The sequence below is a fragment of the Pseudomonas sp. Irchel 3H7 genome, from assembly GCF_900187605.1.
Lineage (GTDB): Bacteria > Pseudomonadota > Gammaproteobacteria > Pseudomonadales > Pseudomonadaceae > Aquipseudomonas.
In genome coordinates this window covers 110,817-134,584 of record NZ_FYEA01000004.1, presented here as the reverse complement: position 1 = coordinate 134,584, position 23,768 = coordinate 110,817, and the positions used below count along the sequence as shown (strand labels likewise).

Sequence of the window (23,768 nt, the reverse complement as noted above, 5' to 3'; positions counted from 1 at the left end):
TTATTTGTTTTTCTCTGAATCGTTTGTTTGCCAATTTCTTTTGCGAGGTTTCACCGGATGAGAATCCTCGGCATCTTCTGCCTGCTCCTGACCCTCGGCGGTTGCAGTTCGCTGTTGTTCTACCCCGAGCCGGGCCAGATCTTTACCCCGGAAAAAGCCAAGCTCGAATACCGGACGGTAACTTTGGTTACCGCTGATGGCTTGAAGCTCAACGCCTGGTGGCTACCGGCGAAACCCGGTGTCGAAGTCAAAGGCACCGTTCTGCACCTGCACGGCAACGGCGGTAACCTGCCGATGCACCTCGGTGGCAGCTGGTGGCTGCCGAAAAACGGCTATCAAGTGCTGTTGGTCGACTATCGCGGTTATGGCCTGTCCGAGGGCGAGCCGAGTTTGCCGGCGATCTATCAGGACATCGACGCCGCGTTCGCCTGGCTCGACAAGGCGCCCGAGGTCAAAGGCAAGCCGCTGATTCTGCTCGGTCAGAGCCTCGGCGGTTCGATGGCCGTGCATTGGCTGGTGCAGCATCCCGAACGGCAGAAACAACTCAAGGCTTTGGTGCTCGACGGCGTGCCCGCGAGCTATCGCAGTGTCGGCCAATATGCTCTCAGCACTTCGTGGCTGACCTGGCCATTTCAGGTACCACTGTCGTGGCTGGTGCCGGATGGCGACAGCGCGATCAACTCGATGCCGCAACTCAACGGCGTGCCGAAGCTGATCTTCCACAGCATCGACGATCCGCTGGTCCCGCTTTCCAACGGCATCCGTCTGTATCAAGCTGCGCCGCCACCGCGTGTGCTGCAACTGACCCGTGGCGGTCATGTGCAGACCTTCGGCGACCCGGTGTGGCGTCAGGTCATGCTGCGCTACCTCGACGATCCCGAGCATTTCAACGGCCTGCGCCGTCTCGGCGAAATCCCCAATTACCCGACACCCCCGAATTCTGAAGATGAGAGTCCGCAATGACTGAAGAACGCAACGCCATCCCGCTGATCATCACCGGTATCTGCAGCATCCTCGGCACCGTCGGGGCGCTGTGGTACTACGGCTACCTGCACTTCGCCAAACCCGAGGATGCGTTGCTGCTCAATGAATTCACCATGCTCAAGACCGTGCCGGGCGAAGACTACAAGGTCTCGCTCGACCCGGCGGCGCAAGTGGCGCAGTGCATTGATGGCGTGTTGGTGTTGTTCGATACCGAGCAGAAAGGTTTGACCGGTGTGCTGATTAACGCCCAGAAGAAAGCCGTGCGTTGCATGGGTGAGGAGACTCCGCAGAAGCTGGAACAGTGATTCTGCAGGTTCAGCCCTCACCCTAACCCTCTCCCAGAGGGAGAGGGGACTGACCGAGGTGTTCTTTCGCTATACGCCGACCTGATCCACCGAGTCGAACGCAAATGTGGAAAACACCACAAATCGGCCCCCTCTCCTTCGGGAGAGGGCTGGGGTGAGGGGCTGCGATATCAGCCAGCACAAAAAGCCCCGCCTGATCCATCGTGTCGAACACAAATTCTGAAAGCACCACAAATCGGCTCCCTCTCCCTCGGGAGAAGGCTGGGGTGAGGGGGCGCGATTTCAGCCCGCACAAAAAAGCCCCGCCTGATCCATCGTGTCGAACACAAATTCTGAAAGCACCACAAATCGGCTCCCTCTCCCTCGGGAGAGGGCTGGGGTGAGGGGGCGCGATTTCAGCCCGCACAAAAAAGCCCCGCCTGATCACTCAGGCGGGGCTTTTGCGTTACAGCAGGGCGCTTAGTTCGAGCTGACCGCCGAACGTGGCATCACTGGCTGGTTGTCGTTGGAAATGGTCACTTCCACGCGACGGTTCATTGCACGACCGGAAGCGCTGCCGTTTTCGGCAACCGGGTATTCCTTGCCGTAGCCTTGGGTGACGATACGCGCTGGATCAACGCCCATTTTCACCAGTGCGGTGCGCACGGAGTTGGCGCGACGCTCGGACAGCGACTGGTTGTGGCTGGCTGTACCGGTGCTGTCGGTGTAACCCTCGACGATCACTTTGCGATCCGGGTTTTCCTGGAGGAATTGCGCCAGTTTGTTGATGTTCACCAGGCCGCTGGATTTAAGGTCGGCACGGTCGGTGGCGAACAGCACGTCACCGAAAGTCACCAGCGTACCGCGATCGGTCTGCTTGGCGTTCAGGCTGTCCTGCAGCTGTTTGATCTGCTGATCGCGAGCATCCAGACGCGCTTGAGCACGTTGGGCAGCTGCGTTCTTCAGATTGTTTTCAGCGGTGCGCAGGGCGATGGTCTGCTTGGCCACTTCCACACGCTGGTTGGTCAGGTAAGCCAGTTGGTCAACTTTGGCCGCGTCTTGTTTGTCCAGGTAAGCCTTGTCGGCCTTGTCCAGGTAATCGCTGGCGTCTTTGGTTTCCAGCGCCGCGACTTTGCTTGCCTGCGGGTTGGCTTGCAGGCCGGCGTAGTTGGTGCGCGCGTTTTCCAGATTCGGGTTAGGCGGAGTGGAGCAGGCAGCCAGAGCAACGCTTGCGGCCAGAAGAGCGGGGATCATCAGTTGCTTACGCATAATTTTCGTCCTTTCTATCGATAAGAGATTCAGCTTTGCGGTCGGGATGCGCGCTTACTGCACGGTGCGCTGACTTTCCTGACGCAGTTCCTGAACACCTTTCTGGGAATCCTTCACAGCCTGTTCGGCTTTTGCGGCCTGAGCCTTGCGTTCGGCGACGCGAGCGTCCCACTCGGCTTGCTCGGACAGGGTGCGAGCCTCGTCATACTTCTTGTCGTGCATGGCGATTTCGGCTTGTTTCAGTTTGTCCTGCGCCTGCTTCATCTCAACCGCAGCGAACTCGGTACCGCCGGCGCTGACAGCGCTGTTCACGGCCGATTGGGTCACGGCGTATTGCTCGCTCGGTGGGTTACCGGCGCAACCGGCCAGCACGAAGCTGGTGCCGATGGCCAGAGCCGCCAGTTTCAGACCGCGCAGGTGGGTAAACGAGGTTTGGTTTTTCATGGTCTTCAACTCCATTAGGCATCTCCTGAATACATCTGAATCCATCCTGGTCGAGGAGCCGCAAGCGACGTGTGAAAGCGCGTTTTTGAAACGCTCGTTCCAGGCGTGGTTACAGGTTCCGACCGGCGGGATTTTTCAAAAGTTCAGAAAAGATGGCCTATCGCCAAAATAATTTTTGACTGAATGGACAAGGCTCTAAAGCGGGAACTTTGGCGGGATGAAGCGGTACGCGCGGGGAAAGAAAGACGTAGTGCTGGAGGAAAAATACATTCCCTGTGGGAGCTGGCTTGCCAGCGATGGGGCCATCAGATTCAACACATCGGTGACTGAACGGACGCCATCGCTGGCAAGCCAGCTCCCACAGGGTTAACGCAATGCCGGATCAGTGTTTTTGCTTGCCTGCTGCGGCCGAGAGGTCATGCAAATGCCGGCGCGAAAGCGCCAGAAACCGCGGCGTAGGCCCGACATCCTCATACAACGGATCACCTTCCTCATCCGTCGCCACCACCGTCGAACCCTTCACATACGGCAGGCTCGCCTCAAACTCTTCAAGCGCCGCGCCGATCAGTTCGCCGAGCAATTCTTCGACATGCCGTTTGGGGTACATCTCGGTAATCGCTGCCAGACGCGCAGCGGCTTCGACGTCCAGATGAATCGAGTAGCCAGTGTCGGTCAGGCGACCCTTGGCGTTTTCTTCCCAATGCTGGGCGAGTTCACGAATTTTCATGATGACCTCATTTCGCACCTGCTCATGGCAGGTCTGGGTGAGTGTCCGCCGGGGCCGGCGGCAAGCCGTTGTACGGCTTACTGTTGAGACTAGCTTTCGCCCGCAAGGTTTAACGTCCCTTGGTCGGATGCTTGTAAGAAGCGTCGTAGAGCGGCACTCTCTAAGTCATGCACTCGTTTCTAAGCCGTCCGGATTACTGCTGGGGAATTGCTGATGACCGATATTGATGCACGCTTGCGCGAAGACGTTCACCTGCTCGGAGAGCTGTTGGGCAACACCATTCGAGACCAGTACGGCGAGGCCTTTCTCGACAAGATCGAGCAGATTCGCAAAGGCGCCAAGGCCGATCGGCGTGGCTCGATGGACGCTGAACTGAGCGCCAGCCTCAATCAATTGAGCGAAGACGAGTTGCTCCCGGTAGCCCGGGCGTTCAATCAGTTTCTCAACCTGGCGAACATCGCCGAGCAGTATCAGTTGATCCATCGCCGCGAAGAGTCGCAGCCGGCGCCGTTCGAATCCCGCGTATTGCCGGAATTGCTCGCGCGTTTGCGCAGCGAAGGCCACAGCGCCGAGTCGCTGGCCCGGCAATTGGCGCGCCTGGAAATTGAATTGGTCTTGACCGCGCACCCGACCGAAGTGGCACGCCGCACGCTGATCCAGAAGTACGACGCGATCGCCGGGCAACTCGCCGCGCAGGATCATCGCGACCTGACCACAGCCGAACGCGAACAGATTCAAAATACCCTGCAACGGCTGATCGCCGAAGCCTGGCACACCGAAGAAATCCGCCGCACACGACCGACACCGGTTGATGAAGCCAAATGGGGTTTCGCGGTGATCGAGCACTCGCTGTGGCAAGCGATCCCCAACCATATGCGCAAGGCCGACAAGGCGTTGTACGAAGCGACCGGCCTGCGTCTACCCTTGGAAGCGGCGCCGATTCGCTTCGCTTCCTGGATGGGCGGCGACCGAGACGGCAACCCCAACGTCACCGCTGCGGTGACCCGCGAAGTGTTGCTGCTGGCGCGCTGGATGGCCGCCGATTTGTACCTGCGCGATGTCGATCATCTGGCGGCCGAACTGTCGATGCAGCAGGCCAGTGAAGCCCTCAAAGCCAAAGCCGGCGACAGCGCCGAACCGTATCGCGCGGTGCTCAAACAACTGCGCGAACGCCTGCGCGCCACGCGCAACTGGGCGCACGCCGCGCTGACTGCGCCAACCCCGGCGCCGGCCGATGTGCTGCACAACAACCGCGATCTGCTTGATCCGCTGGAGCTGTGTTTCAACTCGCTGCACGAATGCGGTATGGGCGTGATTGCAGACGGCCCGTTGCTCGATTGCTTGCGTCGTGCGGTGACCTTCGGCTTGTTCCTCGTGCGCCTCGATGTGCGGCAGGATTCCTCGCGGCACAGTTCGGCGATGACTGAAATCACTGATTACCTCGGTCTCGGTCGCTATGAAGACTGGGACGAAGAGCAGCGCATCACCTTCCTGACCCGCGAATTGAGCAATCGTCGGCCATTGCTGCCGGCGCATTTCAAGCCTTCTGCTGATACCGCCGAAGTGCTCAACACCTGCAAGGAGATCGCCGCCGCGCCGGGTGCGTCGCTGGGTTCCTACGTGATTTCCATGGCCGGCGCCGCTTCCGATGTGCTCGCCGTGCAACTGCTGCTCAAAGAGTCCGGCGTGTTGCGGCCGATGCGCGTGGTGCCGCTGTTCGAAACCCTCGCCGACCTCGACAACGCCGGGCCGGTGATGGAGCGGCTGTTGCTGCTGCCGGGTTACCGCGCGCGGCTGCAAGGCCCGCAGGAAGTGATGATCGGTTACTCCGACTCGGCCAAGGACGCCGGCACCACGGCGGCGGCCTGGGCGCAATATCGCGCGCAGGAGCGCCTGGTGGAAATCTGCCGCGAGCAGCAAGTCGAGCTGCTGCTGTTTCACGGTCGCGGCGGCACTGTGGGCCGTGGCGGTGGCCCGGCCCACGCGGCGATTCTGTCGCAGCCACCGGGGTCGGTGGCGGGGCGGTTCCGTACCACCGAGCAGGGGGAAATGATTCGATTCAAATTCGGCCTGCCGGACATCGCCGAGCAAAACCTCAATCTGTATCTGGCGGCGGTGCTTGAAGCGACCTTGCTGCCACCGCCGCCACCGACGCCAGAGTGGCGTCATCTGATGGATGAATTGGCGGCTGACGGTGTCAGTGCTTATCGCCAGGTCGTGCGGGAAAATCCGCAGTTCGTCGAGTATTTCCGCCAGTCCACACCCGAGCAGGAACTGGGTCGTTTGCCGCTCGGCAGTCGCCCGGCCAAACGCCGGGCCGGCGGTATCGAAAGCCTGCGGGCAATCCCGTGGATCTTCGGCTGGACGCAAACGCGGTTGATGCTGCCAGCGTGGCTCGGTTGGGAATCGGCACTGAGCAAGGCGCTGGAGCGCGGCGAGGGCGAGTTGCTTGGGCAAATGCGCGAGCAGTGGCCGTTCTTCCGCACGCGCATCGACATGCTGGAGATGGTCCTGGCCAAGGCTGACGCGGATATCGCGCTGTCCTACGATGAACGTCTGGTCGAGCCGGATCTGTTGCCGTTGGGCGCGCAGTTACGCGACCTATTGTCGCAGGCGTGCGCGGTGGTGCTTGGCCTGACTGGCCAGTCGCAGCTGCTGGCACATAGCCCTGACACCCTCGAATTCATCCGGCTGCGCAACACCTACCTCGACCCGCTGCATCTATTGCAGGCCGAATTGCTGGCCCGTTCGCGACAGCAGGATGTCGAGCAGGGCAGCCCGGTGGAACAGGCGTTGCTGGTGTCTGTGGCGGGGATTGCCGCCGGTTTGCGAAATACCGGCTAACGTTTTTGTCGTGGCGCGCGGCACCGCACACAAATGCCGGGTGCCGCTTTGCCTGACGGATGAAAATGCCGCCAGGCGACAGTTATTGATGGGGTTGCGACTTGGGTTACCGCGTCGCAAGGTCGCGGGGGGCGTCGGTTTCTCCGACTTTTGGCGTCTTGTGTGGGCGCAGCCTGCTGTGTATCTTGATCAGCCTTTGGCCGTTTGTGCGGCCACGACCCGTATTTTCAGGATTCGTCCCAAGAGGCGAATCCTTTGTTTTGTAAAAGCTTTTTATAAAAAAATTGAGGAGCACATCTAATGCGCGTCATTCTGCTGGGAGCTCCCGGGGCCGGTAAAGGTACTCAGGCTAAGTTCATCACCGAAAAATTCGGCATTCCACAAATTTCCACTGGCGACATGCTGCGTGCAGCGGTCAAGGCCGGTACTCCGCTGGGCGTGCAAGCCAAGAGCATCATGGATGCCGGCGGCCTGGTGTCGGATGACCTGATCATCGCACTGGTTCAGGACCGTATCGCTCAGCCAGACTGCGCCAACGGTTTCCTGTTCGACGGCTTCCCGCGCACCATTCCGCAGGCTGAAGCCCTGGTGACTGCCGGCGTCGAGCTGGATGCCGTGGTTGAAATCGCTGTTGAAGACGAAGAAATCGTGCAACGCATCGCCGGCCGTCGTGTTCACGAAGCCAGCGGCCGCGTTTACCACATCGTCTACAACCCGCCGAAAATCGCGGGCAAAGACGACATCACCGGCCAAGAGCTGGTACAGCGCAAGGACGACACCGAAGAAACCGTGCGTCATCGCCTGTCGGTCTACCACTCGCAGACCAAGCCGCTGGTGGATTTCTACCAGAAGCTGTCGGCTGCCAACGGCAAGCCGAAGTACAGCCACATCGAAGGCGTTGGTTCGGTTGATGCGATCACCACCAAGGTGCTGGCCGCGCTGAGCTGAAAAGTCTGATCGGCTGCATCATCCACGGCCCGCTTGCGGGCCGTAGTTGTTTATACTGACGCCCTTTTTCCCACCCCTGTTTTGGAAACATCGATGAGCACCTTGCTGGCCCTGGACACCGCGACTGAAGCTTGCTCCGTTGCCTTGCTGCATGACGGCAAGGTCACGAGCCATTACGAGGTGATCCCGCGCCTGCATGCGCAGAAGCTGCTGCCGATGATCCAGCAACTGCTGGCCGATGCCGGCACCACGTTGCAAGCGGTCGATGCGATTGCTTTCGGTCGTGGCCCGGGTGCGTTTACCGGTGTGCGGATTGCCATTGGTGTGGTGCAAGGTTTGGCGTTCGCGCTGGATCGTCCGGTGTTGCCGGTGTCCAATCTGGCCGTGTTGGCGCAACGTGCGTTGCGTGAGCACGGCGTTAGCCAGGTCGCGGCGGCGATCGATGCGCGGATGGATGAAGTGTATTGGGGCTGCTACCGCGAGACGGCAGGGGAGATGCGTCTGGTCGGTGCCGAAGCGGTGTTGCCACCGGAAGTCGCCGCGCTGCCGGCCGATGCCAGTGGCGACTGGTTTGGTGCTGGCACCGGTTGGGGTTATGGCGAGCGGATCGCGGTCGATCTGACCGGCTCCGACGCCGGCATGTTGCCCCACGCCGAAGACTTGCTGACCTTGGCGCGTTTCGCTTGGGAGCGCGGCGAGTCGATCCCGGCGGATGATGCACAACCGGTTTACCTGCGCGACAAAGTCGCCACCCCCAAGGCTCGTTGAGCCTTTAAAAAGATCGCAGCCTGCGGCAGCTCCTACAAGGATCGCATTCCAAATGTAGGAGCTGCCGCAGGCTGCGATCTTTTGATCTTCTGAAGCCAATCGTCAGTTTCTAACCCCCCGCTTTAAACCTTTTACGCTTTATGTGTTCTAGTTATCACTCGGCGGTTTGCTAAGTCGGTCAAGTGCCGCTAAATTGCCATCATCGATACCGAGCATGAAATTATGCGTATAGACGGCCTTTCCTCTCAGTCCTACCCCATCAAGCGCAAGCCTCGCAAAGGCAATGTGGCGCTGGATGAATCCGTCGACGATATCGACGGCGAGCTGGAATTCCCGACTGAAGAGCAATTGGCCGCCCGCGCTGCCAAAGCCTCGGCCCAACGCCTGAGCAATCTGCCTGCCCGTCAGCAAGACATGATCTATCACCGTGCGATGAAAAAGAGCGTAGCGATGGCCTTGGCCAGTTACCTGAGCACCGCCGGTTTTGTCGATTGGGATGCAGACGTGCTGGGCCTCGATCTGTACATCTGATGGATCTGCCTTACTATCTCGGTTGCCCGTCCTGGAGCGAAAACGCCTGGCGCGAATATCTGTACCCGGTAGATGCAAAAACCTCTGACTTCCTCGGTCTGTATTCCCAAGTGTTCAACGCCGTTGAAGGCAATACGACCTTCTATGCCAGTCCATCGCCCGCGACTGTGCAGCGTTGGGCTGACGTTATGCCCGAGCACTTTCGCTTCACCGCCAAATTCCCCGGCGACATCAGCCACAGCGGAGACCTGCGCGAGCAACTGACCGCCGCCGAAACCTTCCTGCAATTACTCAAGCCGCTCGGTGAGCGTGCTTCGCCGCTGTGGCTGCAACTGTCGAAAAGCTTCACGCCGCATCGCCTGCCGGAACTGGCGGCGTTCATCGATGCACTGGATTGTCCGTTGGCGGTGGAAGTACGGCATGAGCAGTTCTTCGCCAAGGGCGAGAGCGAACGTTTGCTCAATCGTCTGCTGCTGGACCGTGGCGTTGAGCGCATTTGTCTCGATCCGCGTGCGCTGTTCAGTTGCCTGTCGACCGAGTCGTCGGTGATCCACGCGCAATCGAAAAAGCCGCGAGTGCCGACGCGCCCGGCGGCGTTTACGCAGTTCCCGCAGGTGCGTTTCATTGGCCATCCGGAACTGGAAGCCAACGACTCGTTCCTGGTGCCGTGGGTGGCGAAAATCGCCGAATGGATCGAAGAGGGCCGCACGCCGTACATCTTCCTGCACACCGCCGACAACCTCCTGGCGGCGAAGCTGGCGCAACGTTTTCACGCACAACTGATGCAACGTTTGCCTGGCCTGCCGGCGCTGCCTGAGCTATACAGAGAACCCGCTGCGGAGCAACTTGGCCTGCTCTGAAGCGGATTTTTATCCTGCCCAGGAGCCTGCCGATGGATGCCCAAGCCGTTAAAGCACACGCCTTCAAAGCCCTGCATGAACGTCCGGGAATTTTTGTCATACCCAATCCGTGGGATGCAGGTTCGGCGAAAATGCTCGCCAGCCTCGGCTATCAGGCGTTGGCAACGACCAGTGCCGGTTACGCGTTTTCCCAGGGCAAGGCCGATGGCGCGTTAAGTCTCGACGAGACCCTGGCCAATGTCCGCGCGATTGTCGCGGCCACCGATTTGCCGGTGGCGGTGGATCTCGAAAACGGTTTTTCCGATGACCCGGCCGAAGCCGCGGAAAGCCTGCTTCGCGCAGCAGAGGCGGGTGCGGTCGGTGGCTCGATCGAAGACGCCACGGGCCGCGCGGATGCGCCGATCTATTGCTTCGAACACGCTGTGGCACGTATCGAAGCGGCCGTCGCCGCTGTGCGCACGCTGCCATTCCCCTTCATCCTGACGGCGCGCGCGGAAAACTACCTGCACGGCAATCCTGATATCAACGACACCATCCGCCGCTTGCAGGCCTTCGCCGAAGCGGGCGCCGACGTGTTGTACGCGCCGGGTTTGCGCAACGCCGAGGAAGTGCTGGCAGTGGTGCGCGCGGTGGCGCCGAAACCGGTCAACGTGCTGATGTCCGGCGGTTTGAAACTGACCGTGCAGGAGCTGCAAGAAATGGGTGTGCGGCGTATCAGCACCGGCTCGGCATTGGCGTTGGCGGCGTTCGGCGAGTTCTTCCGCGCCGCTGAAGAGATCCAGCAATCCGGCACGTTCGGGTTTACCGCGCAGTCGATGCCGTACGCCAAAGCCAACCAGTTTTTCAAAGGCTGAACATGGGGCGGTGGATATTCTGGCTGGTGCTGCTGACGATTGGCGGCGCTGCGGTCAGTGTCTGGCGCGGTTGGCTGGACGTACCGCCGCAATGGAATCCATGGGCGCCACTGGACGTCAAAGCCGCGCCCAATTGGCTGACCGGTTACAAGCTGATGCGCTTGCGCAGCGATCCTGAACTCTGCGCCCAGGCGTTGAGCAGCTCTGATCTGCGCGTCACGCGGCAATCCGACAGCCCCGACGCCAAGTGTCCACTGATCGGCGCCTTGCGCGTACAGGGTGGTGAGGTGGCGCTGAGCAGCAGCTTCCTCGCCAGTTGTCCGCTGGCAGTGGCCTACGCGATGTTTGAACACCACACGCTGCAACCCGTCGCGCAATCCGTTTACGGGCAAAAGATCGCGCGTGTCGATCACCTCGGCAGCTTCGCCTGTCGCAATGTCTACAACCGCGAAAGCGGCGCGCTCAGCCGTCATGCCAGTGCTGATGCGCTGGACATCGCCGGGTTTCGTCTGGCCGATGGTCGCACGGTCAGCGTGCTCAAGGACTGGCCCAAGCAAAATCAGGACGCGCAGTTTCTGCGTCAGTTGCGCGACGGTGCCTGTGAGGCATTCAGTGTGGTGTTGAGCCCGGATTACAACGCCGCCCACCGCAATCACTTTCATGTCGATGTCGGGCGCTGGAGCGTGTGTCGCTGAGGTTTAGGCGGCGAGGCGCAGGTTCTGCAGAACGATCGGGCGGGCCCAGCCATTATCGAAGTCCAGCGCCTTCTGTTGCTCGACGATTTCTTCCGGCGGGAACGGCGGATAAGGCTTTTGCAGCAGATCCAGATCGAATTCGGCAATCGGCAGGTACAGCGGTTTCTTCTGCGGGGCCGGGCCAGGCTCTGGAACGGGCTGACCATTGTTGATCACCACCGGACGCACCCAACTGCTGTCGAAATCCTGTTGCTCTTGCTGAGCTTTCAGTTCTTCCGGCGGGAACGGCGGGAAGGGTTTGTCCAGCAAGTCCATTTCGAATTCGGCGATCGGCAGGAACAGCGGCTCTGGCGGACGCACTTCGGTTTCCACCACATCGCACTCGCGCTGGCTGACGATGTGCGCGTGCAGCTCGCTGCCGATGGTCGGTTCTTCCGGGCTGCTCAGGTCAACCGGAGGGAACGTGCCACAGGCAGGCACCACTTCACTCGTCTGTTCGGCCATCGCCTGGGCAAAGAAATCCTGCCACAGGTGACTGACGCCGCTCAGTGCTTGAGTGTTGTGACGGCTAAAGTCGCCATGGGGCGAGATGTAGCCAATCGATGTGGGAAGAATGCCTGACATTTTTTTCGGTTGACGCTCAGCTCTGGCAAAATGCGCGTTGAATGAATTATCGGCGGTTTTTGCCGATCCTTGAATTTTTGAGCGTGTTTTCCATGATCGAGCAACCTGCGGCCTGCCGCATCCATGTTCAGGCCCTCGGCCCGACGTTTGAAGCGCAAGCCGGGCAGTGGGCCGAGCGCCTGGGCCTGCCGCTTGAAGTGGCGGACGGCGAGTTTGCCTTGCAGGTCGGCGAGCAGGGTTTGCAGCTGCAACAGCTCGGCCCGGATGCACCGGGGCCGGTGCGGGTCGACTTTGTTGAAGGTGGTGCGGCGCATCGGCGCTTATACGGTGGCGGCAGCGGGCAGATGATCGCCAAGGCTGTCGGCATCGCTCAAGGCGTGCGCCCACGGGTGCTGGATGCCACGGCGGGGCTGGGCAAGGATGCGTTCGTGCTGGCCAGTCTCGGTTGCGAGATGAGCCTGATCGAACGCCAGCCGCTCATCGGCGCGCTGCTGGAAGATGGTCTGGCGCGGGCGGCGGAAGATTTCGACGTGGCGCCGATCGTGGCGCGGATGAAGTTGCTCAAGGGCAATTCCATCGAGGTCATGCAGAACTGGGAGGGTGAGGCGCCGCAGGTGATTTATCTCGACCCGATGTTTCCGCATCGCGAGAAGACTGCGCTGGTGAAAAAGGAAATGCGTCTGTTCCGGCCGTTGGTGGGTGATGATCCGGATGCGCCGGCGCTGTTGCAGGCCGCTTTGGCATTAGCGACGCACCGGGTGGTGGTCAAACGACCGCGCAAGGCGCCGTGCATTGAAGGGCCGAAGCCGAGTCATGCGCTGGATGGCAAATCGAGCCGCTATGACATCTACCCGAAGAAAGCGCTCAAGGCTTGATACCGAGTCGCGCTCATCGCTGGCAAGCCAGCTCCCACAGGGTTTGGTGGTGTGTACACGATTTGTGATCACACCCAAATCCTTGTGGGAGCTGGCTTGCCAGCGATGGCGTCAGTGCCGACACCGCAGAAATTAGGCTTTGTACGCCCGCATAAACAACCCCACCACTTCCTGCACATGGCTTTCCGCTGCCTCTTCAGTCAACGGCTCCCCACAGCCATACAACAGCCGAAAATTCCCCGCACCCTTGATCAGGCAAAAGAAATGCTCGGCGGCATTGCGCGGCAGATCGATGCTCAGCGCGCCTGTCTCGTGAATGCGCGTCAACAACCGCTCCATGCCTTGCACCATGCGCTGAGGGCCGGCCTCGAAGAAGATCAGCGACAGCTTCGGATCCTGACTGCCCAGCGCCATGATCAAGCGGTGCAAGTTCACCGACTCATCACTGTTGATCAGGTGATGAAAGCCTCGCGCAATGTTCAGCAACACATTTTCCACGGCGATGCCTTCGGGCAATTCGAAGAACAATGGCGGCAATTGCTCCTCGCACTTGGCCACGACGGCGGCGGAGAACAGCGTCTCTTTGTCGTTGAAATGGCTGTAGACCGTCAGCTTCGACACGCCAGCCTCGCTGGCGACCGCGTCCATGCTGGTGTTGGCATAGCCATGACTCAGAAACAGAATTTTCGCCGCGTCGAGGATCGCCTGGCGCTTGGCCAGATCCTTGGGACGGCCCGGACCGTTTGGAGCTGAAAGATTGTTCGACATTCTTCGCTTTTAATACTGGACTGGTGAGTTTGCTATTAATAACATACCCGCCAGTATAATTATTCCAAGCACCATTAGCGAAAGGTCCGTCACCATGTTCCGCCATGCGTTGTCCCTCGCGTTGCCAGTGAGTCTGGCGTTCCTTTTGTCAGCGTGTGGTCAGGAAGAGGCGACGCAAGTCACCGTGCGACCGGCCATGGTGGTGCAGCCAGAGCCTTCGGCGCAGACGATGGAAAGTTATCCGGGCGAGGTGCGCGCCCGCTACGAACCCGATCTGGCGTTCCGCATTGGCGGCAAAGTCAGCCGACGACTGGTCGATGAAGGTCAGCGCGTGAAGGCAGATCAACCGCTCGCTGAACTCGATCCGCAGGACGTGCGCCTGCAGCTGGAAGCCACCCGCGCCCAGGTTGCCGCCGCCGAAGCCAATCTCAACCTGGTGCGTGCCGAGCGCGATCGCTACAAGACCCTGATGGATCGGCAGATGGTCAGCCGCTCGGCCTACGACAATGCGGAAAACCTTTACCGCTCCGGTGAAGCCCGCCTCAAACAAATCAAAGCTGAATTCAACGTATCGACCAATCAGGCCAGTTACGCGGTGTTGCGTGCGCCGCAGGATGGCGTGGTGGCCAAGCGTTCGGTGGAAGTCGGACAGGTCGTCGCCGCCGGGCAAACGGTGTTTACCCTCGCCACCGACGGCGAGCGCGAAGTGCTGATCAGCCTGCCGGAGCAGAGCTTCGGGCGCTTCAAGGTCGGTCAGCCAGTGACGGTCGAGCTGTGGACCCAACAGAACCAGCGTTTCGCCGGGCAGATCCGCGAACTGTCGCCCGCCGCCGATCCACGCTCGCGCACCTTCGCCGCACGCATTTCCTTCACTGGTGGCAAAGTCCCGGCCGAACTGGGCCAGAGCGCCCGGGTGTTTGTGCAATCGGCCGATGCCGTGTCGCTGTCGGTGCCGCTCTCGGCACTCACTGCCGAAAACGGCGCGACCTACGTCTGGGTCGTCAACGGCAACAACACCTTGAAGAAAACCCCAGTGCGCGTCGGCCCGTTCGGCGAAAAAACCGTGCCGGTGCTTGAAGGCCTGAACGCCAGCGACTGGGTGGTCGCCGCCGGCGTTCACGTGTTGCTCGAGGGTCAGCAGGTGCGTCCGGTGGATCGCTCCAACCGTGTGGTCAATCTGGCGGACAAGGAGTAAGTCCCAATGCGCTTCAACCTTTCCGAATGGGCGCTGCGTAATCGCCAGATCGTACTGTTCCTGATGCTTTTGCTGGCCATCGTCGGTGCGTTGTCCTACACCAAACTCGGCCAGAGCGAAGACCCGCCGTTCACCTTCAAAGCGATGGTGATCCAGACTCGCTGGCCGGGCGCGACCGCGCAGGAGGTCTCGCGGCAGGTTACCGAGCGCATCGAAAAGAAGCTGATGGAAACCGGCGAATACGAGCGCATCGTCTCGTTCTCGCGCCCCGGTGAATCCCAGGTCACCTTCATTGCTCGCGATTCGATGCATTCCAAGGAAATCCCCGACCTCTGGTATCAGGTGCGCAAGAAGGTCAGCGATATTCGTCAGACCTTGCCGCCGGATATTCAGGGGCCGTTCTTCAACGATGAATTCGGCACCACGTTCGGCAATATCTATGCGCTGACCGGCGACGGTTTCGATTACGCGGTGCTCAAGGATTACGCCGATCGCATCCAGATTCAGCTGCAACGGGTCAAGGATGTCGGCAAGGTCGACTTGCTCGGTTTGCAGGACGAGAAGATCTGGGTCGAGCTGTCCAACGTCAAACTGGCGACCCTCGGCTTGCCGCTGGCGGCGGTACAACAAACGCTGCAAGAACAGAACGCGGTGTCGACCGCCGGTTTCTTTGAAACCGGTAGCGAGCGCTTGCAGCTGCGGGTCTCGGGAAATTTTCAGACGGTAGAGGAGATAAAAAACTTCCCGATCCGCGTCGGCGATCGTACGTTCCGCATCTCCGATGTCGCCGATGTGCGCCGCGGGTTCAACGATCCACCGGCGCCGCGCATGCGTTTCATGGGTGAAGACGCGATCGGTCTGGCGGTGGCGATGAAGGATGGCGGTGACATTCTGGTGCTCGGTAAAGCACTGGAAGGCGAGTTCTCGCGCATCCAGAAAAACCTCCCGGCCGGCATGCAATTGCGCAAGGTTTCCGATCAACCGGCGGCGGTGAAAACCGGGGTCGGCGAGTTTGTTCAGGTGCTGGTCGAGGCGCTGGCGATTGTCTTGCTGGTGAGCTTCTTCTCCCTCGGCGTGCGCACCGGCATGGTTGTGGCGCTGACCATTCCACTGGTGCTGGCGATGACTTTCGCCTGCATGTATTACCTCGGCATCGGCCTGCACAAGATCTCCCTTGGCGCGTTGGTGCTGGCGCTGGGCTTGCTGGTGGACGACGCGATCATCGCCGTGGAAATGATGGCGATCAAAATGGAGCAGGGTTTCGACCGTATCCGTGCGGCGAGTTATGCCTGGACCAGCACCGCGTTTCCGATGCTTACGGGGACGTTGATCACTGCCGCCGGGTTTCTGCCGATTGCCACGGCGCAGTCCGGTACTGGCGAGTACACACGCTCGATCTTCCAGGTGGTGACCATCGCGCTGCTCGCGTCCTGGGTGGCGGCAGTGATGTTCGTGCCGTATCTGGGGGAAAAACTCCTGCCGGATCTGGCGAAAATTCATGCGGCCAAACATGGCACTGGCGATGGTCAGGCTGATCCGTATGGCACGCCATTTTATCAGCGCGTTCGGCGTCTGGTCGAGTGGTGCGTAATGCATCGCAAGACCGTGATCGTGCTGACGGTGGGACTGTTTATCGCGTCGGTGATGTTGTTTCGTTTCGTCCCGCAGCAGTTTTTCCCGGCCTCGAATCGGCTGGAGTTGATGGTCGATCTGAAACTGGCTGAGGGTGCGTCGCTGGCCAATACCACCGGTGAAGTCAAACGTCTGGAAGCGATGCTCAAGGATCACGCCGGCATCGACAATTACGTCGCCTATGTTGGCACCGGCTCGCCGCGTTTCTATCTGCCGCTCGATCAGCAATTGCCGGCGGCGAGCTTCGCGCAGTTTGTGGTGTTGGCGAAGAACATCGAGGAGCGTGAGGCGCTGCGCAGCTGGTTGATCGAAACGCTTAACGAGCAATTTCCTGCATTGCGTTCGCGGGTCACGCGGTTGGAGAACGGTCCGCCGGTGGGTTATCCGGTGCAGTTCCGCGTGACCGGTGAACACATCGAAGAAGTTCGCGCGCTGGCGCGTAAGGTGGCAGCCAAGGTTCGCGAGAATCCGCATGTGGTCAATGTGCATCTGGATTGGGAGGAACCGAGCAAAGTCGTGTATCTGAATATCGATCAGGATCGTGCCCGGGCGCTGGGTGTAAGCACGGCGAATCTGGCGAAATTTCTGCAGAGTTCGTTGACCGGATCGAGTGTCAGTCAGTATCGCGAAGACAATGAGTTGATCGAGATTCTGTTGCGCGGCACGGTGCATGAGCGCACTGAATTGTCGTTGCTGCCGAGTCTGGCCGTGCCGACGGATAACGGTCGCAGTGTGGCGTTGTCGCAGATTGCCACGCTGGAATACGGCTTTGAGGAGGGGATCATCTGGCATCGTAATCGTCTGCCAAACGTGACCGTGCGCGCGGATATTTATGGCAAGGAGCAGCCGGCGACGTTGGTGAAGCAGATCATGCCGACGCTGGATTCGATTCGTGCCGAGTTGCCCGATGGTTATCTGTTGGATGTCGGCGGCACGGTGGAGGATTCCGAGCGTGGGCAGAAGTCGGTGAATGCCGGGGTGCCGATGTTCATTGTCGTGGTGCTGACGTTGCTGATGGTGCAGTTGCGCAGTTTTTCGCGTACGGCGATGGTGTTTTTGACGGCGCCTTTGGGGTTGATCGGGGTGACGTTGTTCTTGATGGTGTTCCGTCAGCCGTTCGGGTTTGTGGCGATGTTGGGCACGATTGCGTTGTCCGGGATGATCATGCGTAATTCGGTGATTCTGGTGGATCAGATTGAGCAGGATATTGCCTCGGGGCTTAAGCCTTGGCAGGCGATTATCGAGGCTACGGTTCGACGCTTCAGGCCGATTGTGTTGACGGCGTTGGCGGCGGTTTTGGCGATGATTCCGTTGTCGCGGAGTGTGTTTTTTGGGCCGATGGCGGTGGCGATCATGGGCGGGTTGATTGTTGCGACTGCGCTGACGCTGTTGTTTTTGCCGGCGTTGTATGCGGCTTGGTTCAGGGTTCGCAAAGACTCCGTTTGATTTGTGGGTTGCGTGGCGGCCTTCGGGCCGACCATGTTCTTGGGGTTTTGGGTGTATATCCGTTTTTGTGGGTGCTGCCGCTGGCGGTTTCGCCCTTACGGCGAGTCACCTTTTCCAAACGCCGAAAAGGTAACCCAAAAGGCTTTGCCCTGACGTTCGGCCCGCTCGCTGGGGCTCGGGGTTCCTTCGCTCCGGGATCGATCCGGGGGCATCGCCTACGGTTTGCTTCGCTGCACCTCCTCTCGATGTGTTCGACTTCGTCGAACGGTCGCTGCGCTCCCACCCCCGGATCAATCCCTCCACTCAGCCTGCCGATGGGCCTTCAGATCAAGATCAAAAGCTGCAGCCGAGCTAACGCTCATCCTGTTGAGTGGTGAGGAGCAGAAGCGGTCTGCTCTTGCTCTTCTGTGGGAGCGAGCCTGCTCGCGAAGGCGGCCTGACAGCCGACCTGTTTTTTGCAGATGTACGCAATCCAACTGTAGGAGTGAGCCTGCTCGCGATGAGGTCCTGACAGCCGCCCAATCTCTACCTGCATACACCCAAGCCAATTGTGGGAGCTGGCTTGCCAGCGATGGCGGGCTGACTGCCGACCAGTTTCTAGCTGATTACCCGTAGTCCGCTCTACCTCAGCCACTTCCTACATCTTTTTCAGAAACCTCCGATATTGAGCCTTGGTGCCTCGGATGCTGTACTCCAGCCTCTGCTTCCAGCGTTCCTGAGTTTGTCTTGATGAAAAAGCCGCCAGCATTGAAAGGCAGAACCGACCCCGTTTTCGACTTGTTGGTGCGCCCGCCCCACAAGCATCGTCTGGAGGATTATCTTGCGCTGCTCAAGCCGCTCGATGATCAAGGTCGTTATCTGCCATTTGAAGCGTTGCGTTATCGCTGGGCGGCGGGGCTGGATGCCAGACTGTGCTGGGCTTTGGTCAAGAAGGCGCGGGCGGCCCAGCACATTAACCTTCTGCCACTGGGTGAGCCTGTGCAGTGGGGGAAGTATCTGTTGACGCCGCTGGCGCAGAAGACCATCTCCATCGTCGATCGACAGGCCAGTACGGCTGCGCTGGAGTACATGACCAGCCAGATTGGCGAACGGGCGCATTTCAGTTATCTGCTCAATGATCTTATCGAAGATGAAGCGATTGCCAGTAGCCAGTTGGAAGGCGCTGCGACGACTACGCGTGTGGCCAAGGACATGCTCAAGCAGCAGCGCCAGCCCCGCACTCCGGATGAACGCATGGTGATGGGTAATTACCGGATGATGAATTTTGCCTGGGAGAGACGTTACGAACCCATGAGCGTGGATTTGATCGCGGCGATTCATCGGGTGGGGGTCGAGGGTATCGATGACGAGCAGTATTCCCCTGGGGTGTTCAGGACCAATGACGAGGTGGTCGTCCAGGACGGGGCGGGCAATACGGTGCACCGGCCGCCACCTGCAGCAGGATTGGTGTCGCGGCTTGAGCGACTGTCACACTGGATCAACCTGCCCGAAGGCTCACCGCAAGAGACGAGTTACCTGCATCCACTGATCAAGGCGATCACACTGCATTTTGCCTTGGGCTACGAACATCCCTTTCGCGACGGCAACGGGCGGGTCGCCAGGGCTTTGTTTTACTGGTTCATGTTCAAGAACGAGTTTGCGGCGTTTCGCTACATAGCGATCAGTTTGTTACTGCGTAATGCACCGGTGAAATATGGACGTTCATACCTGCATACCGAGGCGGATGAGCTGGATCTGACGTACTTCATCGAATTCCAGTGTTCGGTGATCCAGCGAGCGGTGCTCGGGTTTACCGATGTTTACCGCAAGAGCGTGGCCTACACCGAAGAGTTCGAGCGCTGGCTGACGAATTCTGGCTACTTCGATCAGATGACGGAAAAACAGCGCGCGGTGTATCAGGCGGCAAAAAGCGGGGAGGCTAAGGAGTTCACGGCAGGCAATTTGGCGGAAAATTTTGGTTGCTCGTATAACGAGGCGACTTCGGTTCTGGAGGGGCTGGACCAATTGCAGCTTTTGGAGAGAAGGAAGATGGGGCGGGAGTGGGTGTTCTTTTTACGTAGTCCTTTACGTGGAGGGAAGCACGGGAGCGAATTGATTCGCCCCCGTGTCGTGGCTGTTTAGAGTGTGCCGAACACCTTCTTCGCCAGACTGGTCGCCGCAGCGGCCGGGTTCTGGCGGATGGTTTCTTCCTGTTTGCCGATCATCTCGAACAGGCCATTCAGCGCTTGTTCGGTGACGTAGTTTTCAACGTTGGCGCTCTTCGCATCGACAACGCCAAACGCAGCAGCCTGACCAGCGAACGAGTTGTACTTCTGCGCTACGCCAACCTTGTCGGTCGCCTGTTTGACGATCGGCAGGAACTTGGCGCGGATCTGTTCGCGGCTGGATTTGTCGAGGTATTGCGTGGCCGAATCCTTGCCGCCGCTGAGGATGCCTTTGGCGTCTGCCACGCTCATTTTCTTCACGGCGTCGACGAGGATTGGCTGGGCCTGAGTCACAGCGGATTCGGCAGCCTTGTTCATCGCGGTTTCCAGTTCTTCAACCTGGGCGCCCATGCCGAAGGCTTTCATCTTGCTCGCGGCTTTGCCGAGTTTGCCCGGCAGTTCGATCTTCACGTCGGGGTTGTTACTGAAACCGCCGGGTGTGCCCAGTTGTTTGACGGCGATTTGTGCGCCTTGGGTCAGGGCATCCTTGAGGCCTCCGGTGGCGTCTTTTTGCGACAGGTCACTGAGCGACAGCGCCAGCGCGCTGGCGGAGATCATCAGGCCTGCGCACAGGCCGGCGAAGCGAAGGGTAGGGCGGAGCATGGCGGCTTCCTTGTTGCGGAAAAGGGCTGCGGAAAATGAATTAACGAACGGCGTCGACGCGGATTTTCAGCGGCTGCGGGTCGTTACCGTCGAGTTGCACGGCATGGTTTTCGGTGGTGATGAACATCAGCTCACCATTGACTTCGATGCGCGCGCTGACCGAATAGCGATGGCCGGGTTTGACCTGCGCCGGGTCGTAGCTCAGGTGGAAAGGCAGCGGCACCTGGCCTTTGACCTGGCCTTTTTGCTCGTCCAATACGACGGCTGGCGCGTCGGCCAATGAAACGTCTTGCAGGCTGACGCTTAGGGTCGCGCTCGGTGGCAGAGCGATGCGCTGCAGGTAGAACACTTCACCGTCGAGGCCGACTTTGCCAGCGGGGGTGGTCGATTGGCAGGCGCTCAGCAGTGTGGCAGCGGCGAGCAGGGTGAGTTTTTGCATCGGAAGTTCTCCTTTTCATTGTGGGAGCGAGCTTGCTCGCGAAGGCGGTTTAGCATTCAACATTTCAGTTGTCTGACACGCCGTCTTCGCGAGCAAGTCGAATCGTCGCACCGTCACTCCCACCAGGTTTGCATCAGGTCTCGGGTTGGGCGACGACCTGATCTGCTGCGTCTTCACTGCGATGCAGCGCGACTTGACGGATCGACAAACGAATCTCCGCCGGCAACACACGTTTGGCCGCACCTTCGGCGAGTTCGCCGAGCAGTTCGTGGTAACTCAGTTTGCCGGCCTCGTCGCGACGCAGTACGTCGAGGTCGAGCAGGGTCTGGATGAAGTGGCGGAACAGGCTCTTGTCGAAGAACTCCGGGGCGTTGAGGCCGTGGAGGATCGACAGGCGCTGGGCCATGACCGTGCAGAGGTCTTCCAGCTCTTCGGCGCTGATACTGTTCTGGCCGCTGTTGAGCAGCAACGACACGGTCATGTAGAAGCGCTGCAAGGTCTGGGCGATGCTCTTCGACAGCAGCGTCAGCAGGACGAAATGTCGCGAACTTGGCGCCGGACGCAGGTACACATCTTTCTCGAAACGCAGCAGGCCTTGCTCGACGAACGCTTCCAGCCACTGATCGACCACACCGTCCAGTTCGTCCAGCGTCCAGCGAATGAACAGTTCCGATTGCAGGTACGGATACAGCGCGCGGGTGTAGCGCAGGATCTGTTCGCGGCTCATGCGCGAGGCGCTCTGGAAGAAACTCGCCAGCAGCGCCGGCAGCGCGAAGATGTGCAGCACGTTGTTGCGGTAGTAGGTCATCAGGACGGCGTTCTGCTCGTCCAGATAGAGAATCTTGCCCAGCGCATCGTTCTGCTCGGCGAGCAGGTCCATGTCCTTCACATGCTCGATCAACGCCCGGCCGTCGCCTTCCGGCAGTGTGGTGTGCGGCGAGTACGGGACTTTGCGCAGCAGCGCCAGATACAGATCCAGCACCCGCGCCATGGCGCGATCATCCAGCGCCAGACGTGTAGTCGACAGCAGCGCCAGCGCCACCAGATTGACCGGGTTGATCGCCGCCGCTTCGTTCAAATGCTGTGCGACTTTTTCGCCGAGGCGATTGGTGGTTTCGTTGAGCCACGCCGGCTTGTACTGCGGGCCGAGTTCCTGCTGGCGCCAGTCCGGTTGCTCGGCGTCGAGGAATTCTGCGAGTTTGATCGGCTCACCGAAGTTCACCGCGACCTGACCGAAACGCTGCTTGAGCGCGCCGATGACTTTGAAAATGTCGAAGATCGATTCTTTTTTCTTGCTCGCGCCGCGCAGTTCGCCCAGATAGGTACGCCCCTCAAGCACGCGCTCATAACCGATGTACACCGGCACAAACACGATCGGCATCCGCGACGAACGCAGGAAGCTGCGCATCGTAATCGCGAGCATCCCGGTCTTCGGTTGCAACATGCGCCCGGTGCGCGAGCGGCCGCCCTCGACGAAGTACTCGACCGGGAAGCCTTTGGTGAACAGTGTGTGCAGGTATTCGTTGAACACCGAGGTGTACAGCGGATTGCCCTTGAACGTGCGGCGCATGAAGAACGCGCCGCCACGGCGCAGCAGGCTGCCGATCACCGGCATGTTCAAGTTGATCCCGGCGGCGATGTGCGGCGGGGTCAGGCCGTTGCGGAACAGCAGGTAGGAGAGCAGCAGGTAGTCGATGTGGCTGCGGTGGCACGGCACATAGATCACTTCGTGACCCTGAGCGACTTTCTGCACGCCTTCGATGTGGTTGACCTTGATGCCGTCGTAGATCTTGTTCCAGAACCAGCTCAGCACCACTTCGAGGAAACGGATCGCGGTGTAGGTGTAGTCCGAGGCGATCTCGTTGCCGTAGCGCAAGGCCTGGGCCTTGGCTTTCTCCGGGGAGATGTTTTCGCGCTCGGCTTCGTCGAGGATCGCTTGCTTGACCAATGGCTGGTTGAGCAGACCTTTGACCAGGTTACGGCGGTGGGAAATGTCCGGGCCGATGACCGCTGCTTTCAGGTTGCGGAAGTGCACACGCAGAATGCGCTGGGCCATGCGCACGGTGCGTTCGTGGCCCTTGTTGTGCTCGATCAATTCGCGCAGATGGATCGGCGCGGAGAACTGCACGCGGGTCTTGCGGCCGAGGACGATGATGCTCAGCAGTCGACGCAGGCGCCCGGTGACGGCCCAGCTGTCGGCGAACAATAGCTTCCACGGACTGTTTTCGCTGTCCGGCGACTGACCCCAGAACACGCTGACCGGGATGATCTGCGCGTCTTCGGCAGCGTTCTGGGTGAGGGCGCTGACCAGACGGGTCAGGGTCGGCGGCGCACCGCGTTTGTCCTGGCGGCCGAGCCAGTCTGGGTCCGGCGTCAGGTAGAAAAACGCCGCCGGTTCGATCAGCGAACCCACCGACACCGGCAGTACCGGACGCGGCAGACCGGCCTTGGTGCACTCGGTGTCGAGCACGGCCAGATCAGTCAGCGAAGGGTTTTGCAGGACGTAGAACACCGGACGACTGCGGTCGAGGTTGAGGGTGAACGACGACTGGTTGATCGTCTCCGAGCGAACCCAGAGGTACAACAGTCGGCGCAAGGTGCCAAACACAAGACGGCGGAACGGGGAACGGGTCATACGGCTTCTGCGTGAGTGAATAAAACCGAGCGGTTGCTCGGGAGGTCGACAGTTTGCCGTATTCACCGAAAATCGGCAAAAAAGCGGCGAAGTAATCTCCTGTTGAGAGTTTTCGCGCCTGTCATATACTCGGCGGTCT

At 59.9% G+C, this 23,768-nt stretch carries 21 protein-coding genes; 13 read left to right on the top strand and 8 right to left on the bottom strand.

Annotated elements, in window-relative coordinates:
- The first annotated feature begins 57 nt into the window (after window positions 1-57).
- A complete protein-coding gene (locus CKW38_RS09140; protein WP_095112542.1) occupies window positions 58-963 on the top strand; it encodes an alpha/beta hydrolase in 906 nt (301 codons plus the stop codon).
- Window positions 960-1,289 carry a hypothetical protein gene (locus CKW38_RS09135; protein ID WP_007908903.1) on the top strand — a complete coding sequence of 110 codons (330 nt, stop codon included), beginning with the start codon at window positions 960-962 and terminating at the stop codon, window positions 1,287-1,289. Before CKW38_RS09140 ends, CKW38_RS09135 begins: the two co-directional genes overlap by 4 nt.
- Window positions 1,290-1,748: 459 nt before the next feature.
- Here CKW38_RS09135 and CKW38_RS09130 read toward each other — a convergent pair whose 3' ends face one another.
- The 3 genes from CKW38_RS09130 to CKW38_RS09120 all read right to left on the bottom strand — a co-directional run bounded on the left by CKW38_RS09130 (window position 1,749) and on the right by CKW38_RS09120 (window position 3,708).
- A complete protein-coding gene (locus CKW38_RS09130; RefSeq protein ID WP_007908901.1) occupies window positions 1,749-2,537 on the bottom strand; it encodes an OmpA family protein in 789 nt (262 codons plus the stop codon).
- Window positions 2,538-2,591: 54 nt separating this feature from the next.
- Entirely contained in the window at window positions 2,592-2,996 is a 405-nt protein-coding gene (locus CKW38_RS09125) for a DUF4398 domain-containing protein (RefSeq protein ID WP_007908899.1), read from the bottom strand.
- Window positions 2,997-3,363: 367 nt separating this feature from the next.
- Window positions 3,364-3,708, bottom strand: coding sequence for a pilin assembly protein (locus CKW38_RS09120; protein WP_095112540.1), 345 nt, complete (start codon window positions 3,706-3,708; stop codon window positions 3,364-3,366).
- 213 nt (window positions 3,709-3,921) lie between these two features.
- Between CKW38_RS09120 and ppc the strand changes: the two genes are divergently transcribed.
- The 7 genes from ppc to CKW38_RS09080 all read left to right on the top strand — a co-directional run bounded on the left by ppc (window position 3,922) and on the right by CKW38_RS09080 (window position 11,208).
- A complete protein-coding gene (ppc, locus tag CKW38_RS09115; RefSeq protein ID WP_007908896.1) occupies window positions 3,922-6,552 on the top strand; it encodes a phosphoenolpyruvate carboxylase in 2,631 nt (876 codons plus the stop codon).
- Between the two features lie 300 nt (window positions 6,553-6,852).
- Window positions 6,853-7,500, top strand: a complete 648-nt coding sequence (gene adk / locus CKW38_RS09105; RefSeq protein ID WP_095112539.1) for an adenylate kinase — start codon at window positions 6,853-6,855, stop codon at window positions 7,498-7,500.
- A 93-nt stretch (window positions 7,501-7,593) separates the two neighbouring features.
- The gene (gene tsaB, locus CKW38_RS09100) at window positions 7,594-8,268 is read left to right on the top strand and encodes a tRNA (adenosine(37)-N6)-threonylcarbamoyltransferase complex dimerization subunit type 1 TsaB (RefSeq protein WP_095112537.1); all 675 of its coding nucleotides are present in this window, start codon (window positions 7,594-7,596) and stop codon (window positions 8,266-8,268) included.
- 222 nt (window positions 8,269-8,490) lie between these two features.
- Entirely contained in the window at window positions 8,491-8,799 is a 309-nt protein-coding gene (locus CKW38_RS09095; RefSeq protein ID WP_007908889.1) for a hypothetical protein, read from the top strand.
- A complete protein-coding gene (locus CKW38_RS09090) occupies window positions 8,799-9,659 on the top strand; it encodes a DUF72 domain-containing protein (RefSeq protein ID WP_095112536.1) in 861 nt (286 codons plus the stop codon). Before CKW38_RS09095 ends, CKW38_RS09090 begins: the two co-directional genes overlap by 1 nt.
- Before the next feature lie 32 nt (window positions 9,660-9,691).
- A complete protein-coding gene (locus CKW38_RS09085; protein WP_095112534.1) occupies window positions 9,692-10,513 on the top strand; it encodes an oxaloacetate decarboxylase in 822 nt (273 codons plus the stop codon).
- 2 nt (window positions 10,514-10,515) lie between these two features.
- On the top strand, window positions 10,516-11,208 hold the full coding sequence (locus CKW38_RS09080) for an extensin family protein (protein WP_095112533.1): 693 nt from the start codon (window positions 10,516-10,518) through the stop codon (window positions 11,206-11,208).
- A gap of 3 nt (window positions 11,209-11,211) precedes the next feature.
- Here the strand turns inward: CKW38_RS09080 and CKW38_RS09075 are convergent, their stop codons facing one another.
- Complete coding sequence (locus tag CKW38_RS09075; protein ID WP_007908883.1) at window positions 11,212-11,832, bottom strand: hypothetical protein; 621 nt, start codon at window positions 11,830-11,832, stop codon at window positions 11,212-11,214.
- A 92-nt stretch (window positions 11,833-11,924) separates the two neighbouring features.
- On the opposite strand from CKW38_RS09075, the gene CKW38_RS09070 reads away from it, so the two are divergent.
- The gene (locus CKW38_RS09070; RefSeq protein WP_007908882.1) at window positions 11,925-12,707 is read left to right on the top strand and encodes a class I SAM-dependent methyltransferase; all 783 of its coding nucleotides are present in this window, start codon (window positions 11,925-11,927) and stop codon (window positions 12,705-12,707) included.
- 132 nt (window positions 12,708-12,839) lie between these two features.
- On the opposite strand, the gene CKW38_RS09065 is transcribed toward CKW38_RS09070, so the two are convergent.
- Entirely contained in the window at window positions 12,840-13,475 is a 636-nt protein-coding gene (locus CKW38_RS09065; RefSeq protein ID WP_007908881.1) for a TetR/AcrR family transcriptional regulator, read from the bottom strand.
- 94 nt (window positions 13,476-13,569) lie between these two features.
- On the opposite strand from CKW38_RS09065, the gene CKW38_RS09060 reads away from it, so the two are divergent.
- From CKW38_RS09060 to CKW38_RS09050, 3 genes are all read left to right on the top strand, one after another.
- Window positions 13,570-14,670 (top strand): efflux RND transporter periplasmic adaptor subunit, encoded by a 1,101-nt coding sequence (locus CKW38_RS09060; protein ID WP_095112531.1) that lies wholly within the window; start codon window positions 13,570-13,572, stop codon window positions 14,668-14,670.
- A gap of 6 nt (window positions 14,671-14,676) precedes the next feature.
- Complete coding sequence (locus CKW38_RS09055) at window positions 14,677-17,748, top strand: efflux RND transporter permease subunit (protein WP_095112530.1); 3,072 nt, start codon at window positions 14,677-14,679, stop codon at window positions 17,746-17,748.
- A 729-nt stretch (window positions 17,749-18,477) separates the two neighbouring features.
- Window positions 18,478-19,869 (top strand): Fic family protein, encoded by a 1,392-nt coding sequence (locus CKW38_RS09050; RefSeq protein WP_095112528.1) that lies wholly within the window; start codon window positions 18,478-18,480, stop codon window positions 19,867-19,869.
- Here CKW38_RS09050 and CKW38_RS09045 read toward each other — a convergent pair.
- The 3 genes from CKW38_RS09045 to plsB all read right to left on the bottom strand — a co-directional run bounded on the left by CKW38_RS09045 (window position 19,866) and on the right by plsB (window position 23,629).
- Entirely contained in the window at window positions 19,866-20,555 is a 690-nt protein-coding gene (locus tag CKW38_RS09045; RefSeq protein ID WP_007908873.1) for a DUF4197 domain-containing protein, read from the bottom strand. The genes CKW38_RS09050 and CKW38_RS09045 overlap by 4 nt on opposite strands.
- A gap of 40 nt (window positions 20,556-20,595) precedes the next feature.
- Window positions 20,596-20,994, bottom strand: coding sequence for a YbaY family lipoprotein (locus tag CKW38_RS09040; protein WP_095112527.1), 399 nt, complete (start codon window positions 20,992-20,994; stop codon window positions 20,596-20,598).
- 133 nt (window positions 20,995-21,127) lie between these two features.
- Window positions 21,128-23,629, bottom strand: a complete 2,502-nt coding sequence (plsB, locus tag CKW38_RS09030; protein ID WP_095112525.1) for a glycerol-3-phosphate 1-O-acyltransferase PlsB — start codon at window positions 23,627-23,629, stop codon at window positions 21,128-21,130.
- Between the last annotated feature and the right edge of the window lie 139 nt (window positions 23,630-23,768).